This window comes from Xanthobacter cornucopiae, assembly GCF_043195065.2.
Lineage (GTDB): Bacteria > Pseudomonadota > Alphaproteobacteria > Rhizobiales > Xanthobacteraceae > Xanthobacter.
In genome coordinates this window covers 4,617,937-4,632,532 of the sequence record NZ_CM195531.1, presented here as the reverse complement: position 1 = coordinate 4,632,532, position 14,596 = coordinate 4,617,937, and the positions used below count along the sequence as shown (strand labels likewise).

Below are 14,596 nucleotides of genomic sequence, written 5' to 3'. Positions count from 1 at the left end.
AAAAGGCAGATCGCGCCTCCTGCCTGTTGCCGCGACGTCGCAGGGCCGGACAAAGGCACCTTCCACGTTGTCGCAGCCACATTTTTCTGTCTTATTTTCATATACTTAAGTAAAATCGCGTGCGCCTTGACACCCAATTTTGACACAACTATGGTGCGGCCCGGTTTCGAGGGGCTGGCATCCGCTTCGCCCCGAAGCCGGGGTTTGCACCATGACCGAGCCTGAATCTTCTCCCCAAGGAGAGCGACACGGCGCTGCGGACAAGGCGCAGGCGACCCGGCCTGACGACACCGAGCTCAGCGCACGGCTTGAGCGGCTCAACAGCTCGTTGGGTCAGGTTCGATCCAAGGACGAGGCTCCCGCCGTCAAGGGCGTGGGGGACACCTCTTCCCGATCGGGCGTCGCTCTGGCCTTCCGCCTGGGTGCGGAATTCGTCTCCGGCGTGCTGGTGGGTTCCGCGATCGGCTACGGGGTCGACCGGTTTCTGGCGATCACGCCCTGGGGCCTGATCGTCTTTACCCTGATCGGCTTTGCCGCCGGGGTGGTGAACATGATGCGCGCGGCCGGCGAAGGCCCCTCGCGCAAGCGGCCCAAATCCTGAGCGCCCCCGCGGCAGATCGGATCGGGCTGGCGGCGGCCGCGCACGCGGGGGCGCCGGGGTTTGAGGGCGGCTTCGGCCGCGAGGTCTGAACAAGGCGGCGTTCGCCGCGCGAAGATGTTCACGGCGCCACCGCCATGCGATCTCGGATCGCGGCGCGCGCCGAAGGGTCAACGGGAGCGGCGGCGACGCCGCACGGCAGAAATCGCGACGGTGACGTCGCAGGCAGGCAGGGGGCGCGTTCGGATGACCGTCGATCCGATTCATCAATTCCAGGTCAAGCGCTTTGTCGACCTGCTGAACGTCAGCGGCGTGCAATTCTCCTTCACCAATGCCGCCGTATTCATGTTCGGCATCGTCGCCATCATCTTCTTTTTCCTCACTTATGCCACCCGTGGCCGCACGCTGGTTCCCGGCCGCGCCCAGTCGGTGGCCGAGATGAGCTACGAATTCATCGCCAAGATGGTTCGCGACTCGGCCGGCAACCAGGGCATGGTGTTCTTCCCCTTCGTGTTCACCCTGTTCACCTTCGTGCTGGTGGCGAACGTGGTGGGCCTCATTCCCTACACCTTCACCGTCACCGCCCACCTGATCGTCACCGCCGCCCTGGCGCTGCTGGTGATCGGCACCGTCATCGTCTACGGCTTCGTGAAGCACGGCACCCACTTCCTGCACCTGTTCGTGCCGTCGGGCGTGCCCGCCTTCCTGCTGCCGTTCCTGGTGGTGATCGAGGTGGTGTCCTTCCTCTCCCGGCCCATCAGCCTGTCGCTGCGTCTGTTCGCCAACATGCTGGCCGGCCACATCGCCCTCAAGGTGTTCGCCTTCTTCGTGGTGGGCTTGGCCTCGGCCGGCGTCGTCGGCTGGTTCGGCGCCACCCTGCCCTTCTTCATGATCGTGGCGCTCACCGCGCTCGAGCTTCTGGTGGCCGTGCTGCAAGCCTACGTGTTCGCGGTGCTCACCTCCATCTACCTCAACGACGCCATCCACCCCGGTCACTGACCGGGGGCGGCGGACCGTCCGCGAGCCTCTCTCCCACCCGTTTCGTCCATCCAACAGGTTCTCAAGGAGCAGTCCAATGGAAGCGGAAGCTGGAAAGTTCATCGGTGCCGGCCTCGCCTGCCTCGGCATGGGTCTCGCCGGCGTCGGCGTCGGTAACATCTTCGGCAACTTCCTCTCGGGTGCGCTGCGCAACCCGTCGGCGGCCGATGGCCAGTTCGCCCGTGCGTTCATCGGCGCCGCCCTCGCGGAAGGTCTCGGCATCTTCTCGCTGGTCGTCGCCCTCGTTCTGCTCTTCGTGGCCTGATCGAGGCACGCTGAGGGAGCCTCGCGCGGCCTCGCGCGGGGCTTTTGGCTCTAGTTCAAGTCAGGCGGGCGAGCCATGATGAAGACGTGGAAATTGACTGTCGCGGTGGCGATGACCGGTGCGTGCCTGATGGCCGCCCCCCTCGCCCTTGCACCGAAGGCCGCGCATGCCGAGACGGCGGTCCGGGTGGCCGAGGCGGCGCCCGCCAAGCCCGCTTCCGGCCAGGCGGCCGGCGGCGCCCACGAGAATGTGGTGGACGAGCACGCGGTACATTTCCCGCCGTTCGATGTCACCACCTTCCCGTCCCAGCTTCTGTGGCTGGCGATCAGCTTCGGCCTGCTCTATCTGCTGCTGAGCCGAGTGACCCTGCCGCGCATCGGCCGCATCCTCGAGGAACGTCACGACCGCATCGCCGACGACCTCGAAGAGGCCAACAAGCACAAGGCCGAAAGCGAAGCCGCCCAGGCCTCCTATGAAAAGGCGCTGAACGAGGCTCGCAACAAGGCGAATTCCATCGCCGGCGAGACCCGCAATCGCTTGGCCGCCGAATCCGATGCCAACCGCAAGGCGCTCGAGGCGGAGTTGAACGCCAAGCTTAGCACCGCCGAGCAGAGCATCGCCACCACCAAGACCGAAGCCCTCACCCATGTGCGGGGCATCGCGGTGGACACCACCCAGACCATCGTCTCGACGCTCATCGGCGCGAACGTGGCCAAGGGCGACGTCGAAAAGGCGGTCGACACCGCCCTCTCCACCAAGGACGCCGCCTGAGGCGGCCGAAGGACCCCACGGCCCGGCCGGATACGCGTCCTCGGCGCGAATCCCGCCGGAGCCGACGTCCTTCGCATTGATGTTTCTGGAGTGTTCGGGACCGCGAGATCGGTTCCAGGCGCGCCAGCTGAAAGTCTCCGATTGAGAGACGCCAATGAGAGACGAAGGACCGAACGGCGCCGCCACGCGCGCTTGTGAGGTCCCGCCTCTCCGACCGATCAGAGGACCGTGACATGCACGAGATGGAACTGGCGGAACTCTGGGTCGCCATCGCTTTCCTGGTTTTCGTGGGCCTCCTGCTGTACGCCGGCACCCACCGCGCCATCGCCTCCGCCCTCGACAAGCGCGGCAGCCGCATCGCCGCCGAGCTGGAGGAGGCCCGCCGGCTGAAGGAAGAAGCCCAGAAGCTGGTCGCCGAATTCAAGCGCAAGCAGCGCGAGGCCGAAGCCGAGGCCGAATCCATTGTCACCGCCGCCAAGGCGGAAGCCGAGCGGCTGGCATCCGAGGCCAAGGCCAAGCTTGAAGACTTCGTGACCCGCCGCACCAAGATGGCCGAGGCCAAGATTGCCCAGGCGGAACGTCAGGCGGTCGCCGACGTGAAGGCGCTGGCGGCCGACACCGCCGCCCGTGCGGCTGAAGGCCTGCTGGCCGTGGCCACCACCGGCCAGGTGGCGGACCGGCTCCTCACCGGCGCCATCGACCAGGTGAAGTCCAAGCTGAACTGAGCCCCCGCAGGCGGATCGTCGGGCGCATCGGCCCGCACGGTCGCAACGGCATGAGGGCCGCCGCATCGCCGGCGGCCTTTGCGTGTCTGCTCCCCGTCGGTGGGGCCGGATTGACGGCCCGGTCCCGGCCTCGCCGCACCGGCGCGCCCGGCCCGCGTCGCGCCCCTTGAAATCGCCGCACGCCTGGGTCAAACCATGCGGATGCCGATCCCTGCGCCGCACTCCTCCATGCTCGGCCCGACCCGGCCGCCCGCCCGGCGTGGCCGGAGCAGGAGAGCAGGCGCCGCGGTGCTGGCCGTGCTTCTCGCCCTTCCGGCGGGGTCGGCGCTGACCGCCCGAGACGCGCGGGCGCAGGACGATTTCTTCTTTTTCCTGCGGCCTCCCGCGTCCGTTCCCCAGGCGCCGCGCAACCGCAACAACGGCTGGTGGCCCGGCTTTGGACCCCAGCCGCAGCAGCGCGAGACGCGCCCCGCCCCACCGCTCGATCCGGCGCTTCAAGCGGCGCCGAAGAAGCGGGAGCCGCCACCGGCTCCCGAGGGAACCGTCTATGCCAGCGCCGACGCCGCCATCCAGGGCAAGCGCCAGCCCCCCACCCAATTCGCCTTGGTGCTGGGCGACCGCATGGGGGGCCAGCTTGCCCAGGGGCTGGCCGACGCCTACGTGCCCGACCGCGCCCGCCTCGCCATCGTCGAATACACCCAGGACGACAGCGGGTTCCTCTCCACTCCCGTCGACTGGTTGGCGAAGGCCCCGCCAGCCATCGCCGCCGGCCGGCCCAACGTTACCGTGCTGGCGCTCGGCGCGGAGGACCTGAAGCCCATTCGTGATGACGACCTGACCCTGGAGCCGCTCACCGACCGATGGGTGGAGGTCTACAGCCGTCGGGTCGACGAAGTGCTGAGCGCGCTGCGCGAGAAGGCCGGCCGCGTCATCGTGGTCGGCGTGGCGCCAGTGGCCAATGCCGCCTTGTCCGCCGATTACGAGCGCCTCAACGAGATCATCCGCGCCCGCGCCGCCCGTGCGGGCCTGCCTTTCGTAACCGTGTGGGACGGCTTCGTGGACGAGGACGGCAAGTATCTGGCGACCGGCCCGGCGGTGGACGGTCAGCGGCGGCGGCTCCGCTTCAACGACGGCGTGCGCTTCACCCGCGCCGGCGGCCTGAAGCTCGCCTTTTTCGTCCAGAAGGAGCTCAACCGCCTTCTGGAGGACCCGGCAAAGCCCGCCACGCCGGCGGAGCCCGCCCAGCCGGTGCTGAACCTCGCCGGCGCGCCCGCCAAGGCTGATCTAAGACCGGCGACGCCCACGCCGCCGCTTGCCGTTTCCGCCACTGGGCGCGCGGCCGCCCAGGCCCTTCGGGACGGCGTCCCGCCTCCTGCCGTGCGCGGGCGCGCCGACGATTTTTCCTGGCCCCCGCCAACGGCCGAGCCGCTCGCCCCCACCCGCTAGACGCCGCACCCGACAGCCCGCCGCACAGGCGACGCAAACCAGCCGGTTCCCACCCCAATCCCGGCGCACAGCGGCGCGAGGAAGGGCGGGGCCGACGCGCGTGGCCCCGCCGCCGACAATCGCCGGCCTGTCGCGCCTCGGCGCGGAATCGGCACGCGCGGGTGGCAGGCGAGGGGCTCGCCCGCCTCGCTCAGCCGCGGCAACGCACCACGCTCCCCGCGCCGCCCGCCCGATCCGCGTCCAACCTCGCAGACGATCGACGCGGCGCCGCGCGTGGACCGGTGCCGGATGCCCGCCCCACCCCGGCGCCAAGGATGGCCCCCTCAGCTCCCGCCGCGCGCGAAGGAAACAGGAGCCGGCCTTGAGGCAGCCAATCCGCCATCCCCTACGCCCCACCGACGCCCCCGCCACCTCCCCCGGCTGCCGCCGAACCCCGGGCACGCGGTACCGCGCGCCGACCTCACCGTCACGCTTCCCGCCGCCCGCGTGACGCCTTAAGTTCAGGGCCGGATCATCACCGGGAGTTCTTCCATGACCATTCGCCCGCGCCGCAGTTTTCTCTACATGCCGGGCTCCAATGCCCGCGCCCTGGAGAAGGCGCGCACGCTGCCGGCCGACGGCGTGATTCTCGACCTCGAGGACGCCGTCGCCCCCGACGCCAAGGTGGAGGCGCGCGGACGCATCGTCGAGACCGTGACGGCCGGCGGCTTCGGCCCGCGCGAGGTGGTCATCCGCATCAACGGCCTGGACACCCCCTGGGGCTCCGACGATCTGGATGCCGCCGCCGGCGCGCGGCCCGACGCCATCCTGCTGCCGAAGGTGCAGAGCGTCGAGCAGCTCGTCACCGTTGGCCGCCGGCTCGACGCGCTGGGCGTGCCGCAGACCACCCGGGTCTGGGCCATGATCGAGACCCCCCTTGCGATCCTGGACATCAAGGCCATCGCCGGCGCGGCGAAGGATCCGCTCACGCGCCTGTCCGTGTTCGTGCTCGGCACCAACGACCTCGCCAAGGAGACACGGGCGGCGCTGGTGCCGGGCCGCGCGCCCATGGTCGCTTGGCTGACGCTGGTGGTGGCCGCCGCCCGGGCCTATGGCGTGGAAGTGCTCGACGGCGTGTGGAACGCCTACCAGGACACGGACGGCTTCGATGCCGAGTGCGCCCAGGGCGTGGCCTTCGGCATGGACGGCAAGACGCTGATCCATCCGAGCCAGATCGCCCCCTGCAACCTCGCCTTCTCTCCGCCCGAGGCCGATGTGGCGCGGGCGCGCGCCATCATCGCCGCCTTTGCGCTGCCGGAAAATGCCGGCAAGGGCGTCATCACCCTCGACGGCCGCATGGTGGAGCTGCTGCACGCCGAGATGGCCAAGCGCACCGTCGCCGTCGCCGACGCCATCGCCGCGCGGGCCTGAGCCATGACGCTGCGCGTGGTCATGCTGCTCTATCCGCGCCTGACCCAACTCGACCTGACCGGGCCGTTCGAGGTGCTCAGCCGCCTGAAGGACGTTCAGATCGAGCTGGCGTGGAAGAAATCTCGCAAGCCGGTGGAGGATGCCTCCGGCCTCCAGATCATGCCCACCGTGGCGTTTGGCGGGCTGTCAGGCTGCGATCTCCTGTTCGTGCCCGGCGGCCCCGGCCAGCTCGAGCTGATGGAGGACACGGAGACCCTCGACTTCCTGCGCCGCATGGCGCAGGGCGCGCGACATGTCACCTCCGTGTGCACCGGCTCGCTGCTGCTCGGCGCGGCCGGCCTGCTCACCGGCTACCGCGCCACCAGCCACTGGCTGTCGCTGCCCCAGCTCGCGCTCCTGGGCGCCACGCCGGTCAGCGCGCGGGTGGTGGTGGACCGCAACCGCATCACCGGTGCCGGGGTCACCTCCGGCATCGACTTCGGCCTCACCCTGGCCGCCGAGATCGCCGGCGTGGAGGAGGCCCGCCGGATCGCCCTCGCCATCGAATACGATCCCGACCCGCCGTTTCCGCCGGCCACCGCCGATCCCCGCCTGGTGGCCGAGGTGCGGGCCCAGACGGCGGGCTTCCAGGCCCGCCGCGAGGAGGTCGCGCGGGCCGCCGGCGCCCGGCTGGGGCTCGCTCCGCCCGCAGGCCCCCTGCCCGAACCCGCGCCGGTGGCTTCGCCTCCGGCGCCGGCCTCTCCCCCCTGCGTCCCCGACGACACCGGCACCACCATGAAGCTCTATCGCTATCTCACCGGCCCCGACGACACTGCGTTCTGCAATCGCGTCACCGCCGCCCTCAACAAGGGCTGGCAGCTCCAGGGCGCGCCCACCCTCACCTTCGATCCGGTGAAGGGCCGCGTCATCTGCGGCCAGGCGATCGTCAAGGAGGTCCCGGGCGAGTGGCACGAGGACGTCAAGCTGTCCGATTACTGACGGCCCCGTCCCCGGAACGGCACGCGGCCTTGGCCTGCCGGGGCGATGCGTCGCGCAGGACGAGCCCGGCGGAGCGGCCCGGCATCATGGCGATGCCGGGCCGCGCATCGCCCGGGCCCCCGGGCGCCCGGCTTCAGTGAGCGGCGTGGCCCGGAATCAGCACCACCGCGACCTCGACCTCGTCGCCGGCCTCGCGAAAGGCGGTCTGCACCGCCTCCACCAGCCCGGCCACCACAGAGCGGGTGTGGGCCATGGTCCAGCCGTCCTCAAAGCCGAGATGCAGCTCCACGAACATCTTGCCGCCGAACTGGCGGGTGCGGATGTCGCCCAGCTCGGCGAAGTCGTCGAAATGGGAGGTCAGCACCTTGAGGATCAGCAGCTGGCTGGCCTCGTCGATCGCCCGGTCGAGCAGCGAGCCCACGGAATTCGTGAGCATCGCCAGGATGTTGTAGATCATGAAGCCGATCACCACGAACGACGCGAGGGGATCGAGGTAGAACAGCCAGTGGATGTCGTTGAAGATGCTGGTGATGACGGTGACCGCGAACACCGCCCCGGACGAAATCGCCGACACCAGATGGACCCGCGCCTGCGCCGCCAGCACCGGCGACTTGGTCTCGACCGCGAGCCGCATCGCGCGGCGGTTCAGGACCATGTTGCCGATCACCGCCGCCGCTGTGACGAACAGGCCGAACAGGGCGCCGCTCACCCCCTCCGGATGGAACAGGCGCGAGATCGCCTGGGTGGCGGCAATGATGACGAGGATGCTTTGCAGCACCGCGATCATCAGTTCGGCCAGGTTTTCCAGCTTGCCGAGGCCGTAGGCGTAGCGGCCGGTGTGGTTGCCGTGGGCGATGCGCAGCACCAGCCAGCAGGCGGTGAGGGCGGTCAGATCGAACGACGTGGCGAGCAGGTCGGACAGGATGGCCGACGAATTCGTCAGCGTCGCCGCCAGAATGTAGAAGGGAAACAGGCAGGCCGTGAAAATCATGGCCTGAAACGACAACTTCTGGCTCGCCGATCCGGACACAGCAACACCCCTCTTTCGCCCGCGCGCCATCTCCACCGGCGCGGCGCCGTCCGTCAAGCGCCCTGAGCGGGCAAAGGTGCGGCGCGAAAACGCGCGGGATACACGACCAGAGCATGCGGCGGCGCGGTTGCCAGCCTCCCGCCGCCTCTGCCAACATGCGCCACCACCCCTGGGGGAGCATGATGAGCAAGACCAACAAGGGCAATTTCTTCGAGGACTTCAAGGTCGGCCAGGTGATCCGTCACGCCACGCCGCGGACCGTGAGCGTGGGCGACGTGAGCCTCTACAGCGCCCTTTACGGCACCCGCTTCGCGGTGCAGTCGGCCGACACCTTCGCCCAGGGCATCGGCTACGCCCGCGCTCCGGTGGACGACCTTCTGACCTTCCACGTGGTGTTCGGCAAGACCGTGCCGGACATCTCCCTCAACGCGGTGGCCAATCTCGGCTATGCCGGCGGGCGCTTCCTCGCCCCGGTGTTTCCCGGCGACACCCTCACCGCCGTCTCCGAGGTGATCGGCCTCAAGGAGAATTCCAACGGCCAGAGCGGCGTCGTCTACGTGCGTTCCACCGGCTTCAACCAGGACGGCGTCGAGGTGCTCGACTATGTGCGGTGGGTGATGGTGCGCAAGGCCGACCCCGCCGCCCCCGCGCCCGAGCCGGTGGTGCCCAAGCTACCCGCCGCCCTCGCCCCCGACGCCCTCGGCAGCGCCGTGCCGGTGCTCGACCTGGAGGGCTGGCGCGACGACCTGTCCGGCTCCAGCGCCCGCTTCGGCGACTACCAGGTGGGCGAGCGCATCGACCATGTGGACGGCTCCACCGTGGAGGAAGCCGAGCACATGATCGCCACCAGGCTGTACCAGAACACGGCGAAGGTGCATTTCAACCAGTTCACCGAGGGCCAGGGCCGCTTCGGCCGCCGGCTGATCTATGGCGGGCACGTCATTTCCCTGGCCCGCGCGCTGTCGTTCAACGGTCTGGCCAATGCCTTCCACGTGGCCGCCATCAATGGCGGGCGCCATGTGGCGCCGCTGTTCGCCGGCCTGACGGTGCACGCCTGGAGCGAGATTCTCGACGCCCAGCCGCTGCCCGGGCGCGAGGACGTGGGCGCGCTGCGCGTGCGCACCATCGCCACCAAGGACCGCCCCACCGCCGACTTCCCCGCCAAGACCGGCGAGGACTACGACCCGAGCGTCATCCTCGACCTGGACTATTGGGTGCTCATCCCGCGCTGACGCGGCGCCCCGGCGCTGTCCGGCGACGCCGCAGCGGCCCGCTTGGGCTTGCGCGGCGTCGTCCCGGGCGGGGCCGCCGCAGCCGGCGGCGATGGCAGCGCGAACGCGGACATGAAGCGCCACACTTCCTCGCCCGCGTCGATGTCGTGGTTGCGCAGCCCCAGGAAGGGCGTGGCGAGGTCCGGCCGCGTCTCCACCCGCGCCGGCGACTGGTGGCCGCCGTTCTCGATGGTGAGCAGCGTCACCGTCGCGCCGTCGCGGCATCCCTGCCACACGCGCTCGCTCACCGTGGTGCCGTCAGCCGGATCGAGGTCCGGCAGCACCCGCCTGGCAGAGCCGGCGCAGCCGTTGAGCCGCGCAAACAGGCCGGCACTGTCCGGCGCCGACAGGGTGGCGCCCACCGGGGTCCAGAAGCCGCCATAGGTGACCACCGTGTCGGCGGTCCCGTGAATGAACAGGATCGGCACCGGCCGGGCGGGATGGCACTCCTCCCGCGCATTGGCGGCGGTGGTGGCCATGATCACCGAATAGGCGGCGAACACCGGCGCGAACTCGCAGGCCATGCGCTGCACCATGAAGCCGCCGTTGGAGATGCCCGTCAGATAGATGCGGGCGGGATCGGCCACGCCGTCCGCCACCAGCTTGCCCGCCAGCGCCACCAGGAACGCCACATCGTCGCCGGGACGCAGCATGGCCTTGAGCCGCATGGCCGCCGGCCGGCTGTCGTTCCACACCCGCCCCTCGCCTTCCGGATAGACCGCGATGAAGCCGTTCGCCGCCGCCGCCGCGTCCAGCCCGAAATAGGCCCGGAAGCTCTGGGGCGTCTGCATCGCCCCGTGCAGCGCGATCACCACCGGCGCCGGACCGCTGACGCCGGCCGGATTGGAGACCAGATAGGACCGCGTCTCTTCACCAACCGTCAGTTGCTGACGATTCGAGCCCGCCGCCGCCGCGGGGGCGGGGAACAGCGCCAGGATGACGAGCGGAACTGTTGCATTCGCGCACCAGTTCCGACAGGAAATCGCCATCCCGGACACGGCCGCCAGCGCCGTCCCCAGGGTGCGGACCACGCCCCTCACACCCGTTGCCATAGACTTAAAAATCCTTGAAACCAAAGGGAACGACCCCGGGCGCCGCAGGTACCAGAGCGCCTTTCCATCCCCCCGAAATACGGCATTCGCGCGGCGTCCCTGTGGCCCCCTCGCCACAGGTCGGGCATCACGAGACATGGACTTGATCTGAATCAATCTTATTCTGTGGCTAAGGGGTGATGTCTACCTCACGATAAATTCAAATCTGCGGGAGTTTGGGGGATGATCAAGTTCGGTTTGGGGGCTGCGGTCGCGGCGGCTTTCGGCACCCTGGTCGCGGGTCAGGCGGTGGCGGCTGACCTCACCACGCCCGTCTACAAGGCACCGGTAGTGGAAGAGGCCCAGAGCCCCTGGCAGATCCGCCTGCGCGCGCTCTATGTGAAGCCCGAGAACGGCGGCGCCGTGAACGGCGTGCCCTTCTCCGATCTCGATTATTCGGATTCGGTCACCCCCGAGCTCGACATCACCTACTACTTCACCAAGAACATCGCCGCCGAACTCATCCTCGGCACCACCAATTCCACCATCTCCGGCGCCGGGTCCATCGCTGGCCTGAACGACATCGCCAAGGTGTGGATCCTGCCCCCCACCCTCACGCTGCAGTATCACTTCACCGACTTCGGGCCCTTCAAGCCCTACATCGGCGCCGGCGTGAACTACACCGTGTTCTACAGCCCCAGCATCAAGAACTCGGCTTTCTCGTCCATTGACGTGAACGACACCTGGGGCATCGCCCTGCAGGCCGGCTTCGACTGGATGATCGACAAGCACTGGGGTATCAACGTCGACGTGAAGAAGCTCTTCCTCGAGCCCGACTTCGTGCTTCAGACCACCACCGGCGCGCTGCTCACGGGCAATGCCGACCTCAACCCCTGGCTGATCGGCGCGGGCGTCACCTACCGCTTCTGATCGCGGCTCCATCCTTGAATGTCATGCGGCGTCGGGACCCTCCCGGCGCCGCATTTGTTTTGTCCCCACCCCCGCGCCGCCCTCACCGGCGCGCGTCCGGCGTTCTCCGCGCACCACTTCGCCGATGCCGTGCCCTCCGCGACTCAGGGTTCGCCGCACATTGTCAGAAAATGTGAAGACACCAGGGGATACAAAGGTGCGCACCATGTGTGGTGCTGCGGGCCGGTCCGTGCTATCGCGGCGCAGCACGTTCCAGGACGCAGAGGCGGCCGCCCGGCCCATTCCCCATGCAACCTAGGGCCAATTGCGCCGATGCTGGCATCCGCGCATTAAACGGCGGCCTTTCCGCTTTGGAATCGTTGCGAACTGGTCACAATTGAGATACCTGATCGGTCAATTTCTGGAGGAGGCCCATGGCCGATAGTCCTTCGCGCCCCGCGCGCCCGCTTTCGCCTCATCTGCAGATTTATCGCCCGCTGTTCACGATGGTGATGTCCATTGTGCACCGCATTACCGGCATCGGGCTCTATTTCGGCATGGTGCTGTTCGTGTGGTGGCTGCTGGCCGCCGCCTCCACCCCCTCCGCCTTCGCCACCTTCAGCGGGCTTGCCGGCTCGTTCATCGGCCTGCTGCTGCTGTTCGGCTTCACCTGGGCCCTGCTGCACCACGCCTTCGGCGGCGCGCGCCATTTCATCTGGGACTTCATCCACGGCTTCGGGCCGCAGGAGCGGGTCCTGCTCGCCAAGGCGACCCTGGCCGGCTCGGTGGGTCTCACCGTCCTGCTTTGGATCATCGGCCTCGCGGTCAAGGGTTGAGGAGAGCTGACATGAGCAACCCCACCCACACTCCCCTGCGCACGCCGCTCGGCCGCGTCCGCGGCCTCGGCGCCTCCGGCACGGGCACTGAGCACTTCTTCCTGCAGCGCGTCACCGGCCTTGCCAACCTGCTGCTGACCATCGCCTTCGTCATCATCGTCATCCGCCTCGCCGGCGCCGGCTACGCGGAAACCCGCGCCGTGCTCGGCCAGCCCCTGGTGGCGGTGATCCTTCTTCTCACCCTGCTTTCAGTCTCCATCCACATGCGCCTGGGCATGCAGGTGGTGATCGAAGACTACGTGCACACCGAAGGCCTGAAGGTGCTGCTCATCGTGGCCAACACCTTCTTCACCATCGCGATCGCTCTCGCCGGCGCCTTCGCCGTGCTCAAGATCAGCCTGGGAGGCTGACACATGGCCGATACCGCAACCAACGGGGCCGCCGCGCCGTCGAAGCTGGGCGCCGCCTATCCCATCGAGGACCACACCTACGACGTGCTCGTGGTCGGCGCCGGCGGCGCGGGCCTGCGCGCCGTGGTGGGCTGCTCGGAAGCCGGCCTGCGCACCGCCTGCATCACCAAGGTGTTCCCCACCCGCTCCCACACCGTGGCGGCCCAGGGCGGCGTCGCCGCCTCCCTCGCCAACATGGGCGAGGACAAGTGGGAATGGCACATGTACGACACCGTGAAGGGGTCGGACTGGCTGGGCGACCAGGACGCCATCGAATACCTGGTGCGCAACGCGCCGGCCGCCGTTTACGAGCTGGAGCACTGGGGCGTCCCCTTCTCCCGCACCGACGACGGCAAGATCTATCAGCGCCCGTTCGGCGGCATGACCACGCATTTCGGCAAGGGCACCGCCCAGCGCACCTGCGCCGCCGCCGACCGCACCGGCCATGCCATGCTGCACACGCTTTACGGCGCGGCGCTGAAGCACAAGGCCGAGTTCTTCGTCGAATACTTCGCCATCGACCTCATCATGGATGAGGACGGCAAGTGCCGGGGCGTCATCGCCCTCAAGCTCGACGACGGTACCCTGCACCGCTTCCGCGCGCACCTCACCGTGCTCGCCACCGGCGGCTATGGCCGCGCCTACTTCTCCGCCACGTCGGCCCATACCTGCACCGGCGACGGCGGCGGCATGGTGCTGCGCGCCGGCCTGCCGCTGCAGGACATGGAGTTCGTGCAGTTCCATCCCACCGGCATCTATGGCTCGGGCTGCCTCATCACCGAGGGCGCCCGTGGCGAGGGTGGCTATCTCACCAATTCCGAGGGCGAGCGCTTCATGGAGCGCTATGCACCTTCGGCCAAGGACCTTGCCTCCCGCGACGTGGTTTCGCGCTCCATGACCATGGAGATCCGCGAAGGCCGCGGCGTGGGCAAGAACAAGGACCACATCTTCCTTCACCTCGACCATCTCGATCCCGCCATTCTCCATGAGCGCCTGCCCGGCATCTCCGAGAGTGCGAAGATCTTCGCCGGCGTGGACCTCACCCGTGAGCCGATCCCGGTGATTCCGACCGTGCACTACAACATGGGCGGCATTCCCACGAACTACTTCGGCGAGGTGCTGGACAAGCGCAAGGGCGACCCCGACACCGTGGTGCCCGGCCTGATGGCCATCGGCGAGGCGGCCTGCGTCTCCGTGCACGGGGCCAACCGGCTGGGCTCGAACTCGCTGATCGACCTTGTGGTGTTCGGCCGCGCCGCGGGCCTGCGCGCCGCCGAGCTGGTGAAGCCCGGCGAGAAGCATGCGCCCCTGCCCGCCAACAGCGCCGACCTGGCGCTCTCGCGCCTGGATCATTTCCGCAACGCGAAGGGCTCGACCCCAACCGCCGAGCTGCGCCTTGAGATGCAAAAGGTGATGCAGAACAACTGCGCCGTCTTCCGCACCGGCGACGTGCTGGAGGAGGGCTGCAAGCTCATCCACGACGTCTACAAAGGCGCGGGCGACATCGGCGTGACCGACCGCTCGCTGGTGTGGAACTCCGACCTCGTCGAGACCCTGGAGTTCGACAACCTCATCGCCCAGGCGATCGTCACCATGGAAGGCGCCAACGCCCGCAAGGAGAGCCGCGGTGGCCATGCGCGGGAGGACTATCCCGAGCGTGACGACGTGAACTGGATGAAGCACACGCTTGCCTATTTCGACACCGCCGACGGGGCTGTGCGCCTCGACGAGCGGCCGGTGCACACCTACACCTTGTCGAACGACATCCAGTACATCGAGCCCAAGAAGCGCGTGTATTGACGCCATCATCCGCGACCGCGCGCGCCGTTATGCGCGCGC

General features: G+C 68.6%; 15 protein-coding genes. 13 read left to right on the top strand and 2 right to left on the bottom strand.

The window, feature by feature from the left end:
* Nucleotides 1-211 precede the first annotated feature (211 nt).
* The 8 genes from V5F53_RS20435 to V5F53_RS20400 all read left to right on the top strand — a co-directional run bounded on the left by V5F53_RS20435 (nt 212) and on the right by V5F53_RS20400 (nt 7,231).
* Nucleotides 212-601, top strand: a complete 390-nt coding sequence (locus V5F53_RS20435) for an AtpZ/AtpI family protein (RefSeq protein ID WP_393995493.1) — start codon at nt 212-214, stop codon at nt 599-601.
* Nucleotides 602-844: 243 nt separating this feature from the next.
* A complete protein-coding gene (locus tag V5F53_RS20430; protein WP_393995492.1) occupies nt 845-1,597 on the top strand; it encodes a F0F1 ATP synthase subunit A in 753 nt (250 codons plus the stop codon).
* Between the two features lie 76 nt (nt 1,598-1,673).
* Nucleotides 1,674-1,901 carry a F0F1 ATP synthase subunit C gene (locus V5F53_RS20425; protein WP_238119836.1) on the top strand — a complete coding sequence of 76 codons (228 nt, stop codon included), beginning with the start codon at nt 1,674-1,676 and terminating at the stop codon, nt 1,899-1,901.
* A gap of 75 nt (nt 1,902-1,976) precedes the next feature.
* Nucleotides 1,977-2,672 carry a F0F1 ATP synthase subunit B gene (locus tag V5F53_RS20420; RefSeq protein ID WP_393995491.1) on the top strand — a complete coding sequence of 232 codons (696 nt, stop codon included), beginning with the start codon at nt 1,977-1,979 and terminating at the stop codon, nt 2,670-2,672.
* A gap of 233 nt (nt 2,673-2,905) precedes the next feature.
* A complete protein-coding gene (locus V5F53_RS20415) occupies nt 2,906-3,397 on the top strand; it encodes a F0F1 ATP synthase subunit B family protein (protein ID WP_393995490.1) in 492 nt (163 codons plus the stop codon).
* Between the two features lie 297 nt (nt 3,398-3,694).
* Nucleotides 3,695-4,843: an SGNH/GDSL hydrolase family protein gene (locus tag V5F53_RS20410; protein WP_393995489.1), complete on the top strand. Its 1,149-nt coding sequence runs from the start codon at nt 3,695-3,697 to the stop codon at nt 4,841-4,843.
* A gap of 531 nt (nt 4,844-5,374) precedes the next feature.
* Entirely contained in the window at nt 5,375-6,253 is an 879-nt protein-coding gene (locus tag V5F53_RS20405; protein WP_393995488.1) for an HpcH/HpaI aldolase/citrate lyase family protein, read from the top strand.
* A gap of 3 nt (nt 6,254-6,256) precedes the next feature.
* On the top strand, nt 6,257-7,231 hold the full coding sequence (locus V5F53_RS20400; RefSeq protein WP_393995487.1) for a DJ-1/PfpI family protein: 975 nt from the start codon (nt 6,257-6,259) through the stop codon (nt 7,229-7,231).
* Nucleotides 7,232-7,364: 133 nt separating this feature from the next.
* Here the strand turns inward: V5F53_RS20400 and V5F53_RS20395 are convergent, their stop codons facing one another.
* Entirely contained in the window at nt 7,365-8,222 is an 858-nt protein-coding gene (locus V5F53_RS20395) for a cation diffusion facilitator family transporter (protein WP_509212679.1), read from the bottom strand.
* 221 nt (nt 8,223-8,443) lie between these two features.
* Between V5F53_RS20395 and V5F53_RS20390 the strand changes: the two genes are divergently transcribed.
* Nucleotides 8,444-9,493, top strand: a complete 1,050-nt coding sequence (locus tag V5F53_RS20390; RefSeq protein WP_393995485.1) for a MaoC family dehydratase — start codon at nt 8,444-8,446, stop codon at nt 9,491-9,493.
* Here the strand turns inward: V5F53_RS20390 and V5F53_RS20385 are convergent.
* On the bottom strand, nt 9,469-10,584 hold the full coding sequence (locus tag V5F53_RS20385; protein WP_393995484.1) for a CE1 family esterase: 1,116 nt from the start codon (nt 10,582-10,584) through the stop codon (nt 9,469-9,471). The genes V5F53_RS20390 and V5F53_RS20385 overlap by 25 nt on opposite strands.
* A 222-nt stretch (nt 10,585-10,806) precedes the next feature.
* Here V5F53_RS20385 and V5F53_RS20380 point away from each other — a divergent pair, with 222 nt between their 5' ends.
* From V5F53_RS20380 to sdhA, 4 genes are all read left to right on the top strand, one after another.
* The gene (locus V5F53_RS20380) at nt 10,807-11,493 is read left to right on the top strand and encodes an OmpW/AlkL family protein (protein WP_393995483.1); all 687 of its coding nucleotides are present in this window, start codon (nt 10,807-10,809) and stop codon (nt 11,491-11,493) included.
* Nucleotides 11,494-11,906: 413 nt separating this feature from the next.
* Entirely contained in the window at nt 11,907-12,308 is a 402-nt protein-coding gene (gene sdhC, locus V5F53_RS20375) for a succinate dehydrogenase, cytochrome b556 subunit (protein ID WP_393995482.1), read from the top strand.
* 11 nt (nt 12,309-12,319) lie between these two features.
* The gene (sdhD, locus tag V5F53_RS20370) at nt 12,320-12,718 is read left to right on the top strand and encodes a succinate dehydrogenase, hydrophobic membrane anchor protein (RefSeq protein ID WP_393995481.1); all 399 of its coding nucleotides are present in this window, start codon (nt 12,320-12,322) and stop codon (nt 12,716-12,718) included.
* Between the two features lie 3 nt (nt 12,719-12,721).
* Complete coding sequence (gene sdhA, locus V5F53_RS20365) at nt 12,722-14,557, top strand: succinate dehydrogenase flavoprotein subunit (RefSeq protein ID WP_393995480.1); 1,836 nt, start codon at nt 12,722-12,724, stop codon at nt 14,555-14,557.
* Nucleotides 14,558-14,596: the final 39 nt, after the last annotated feature.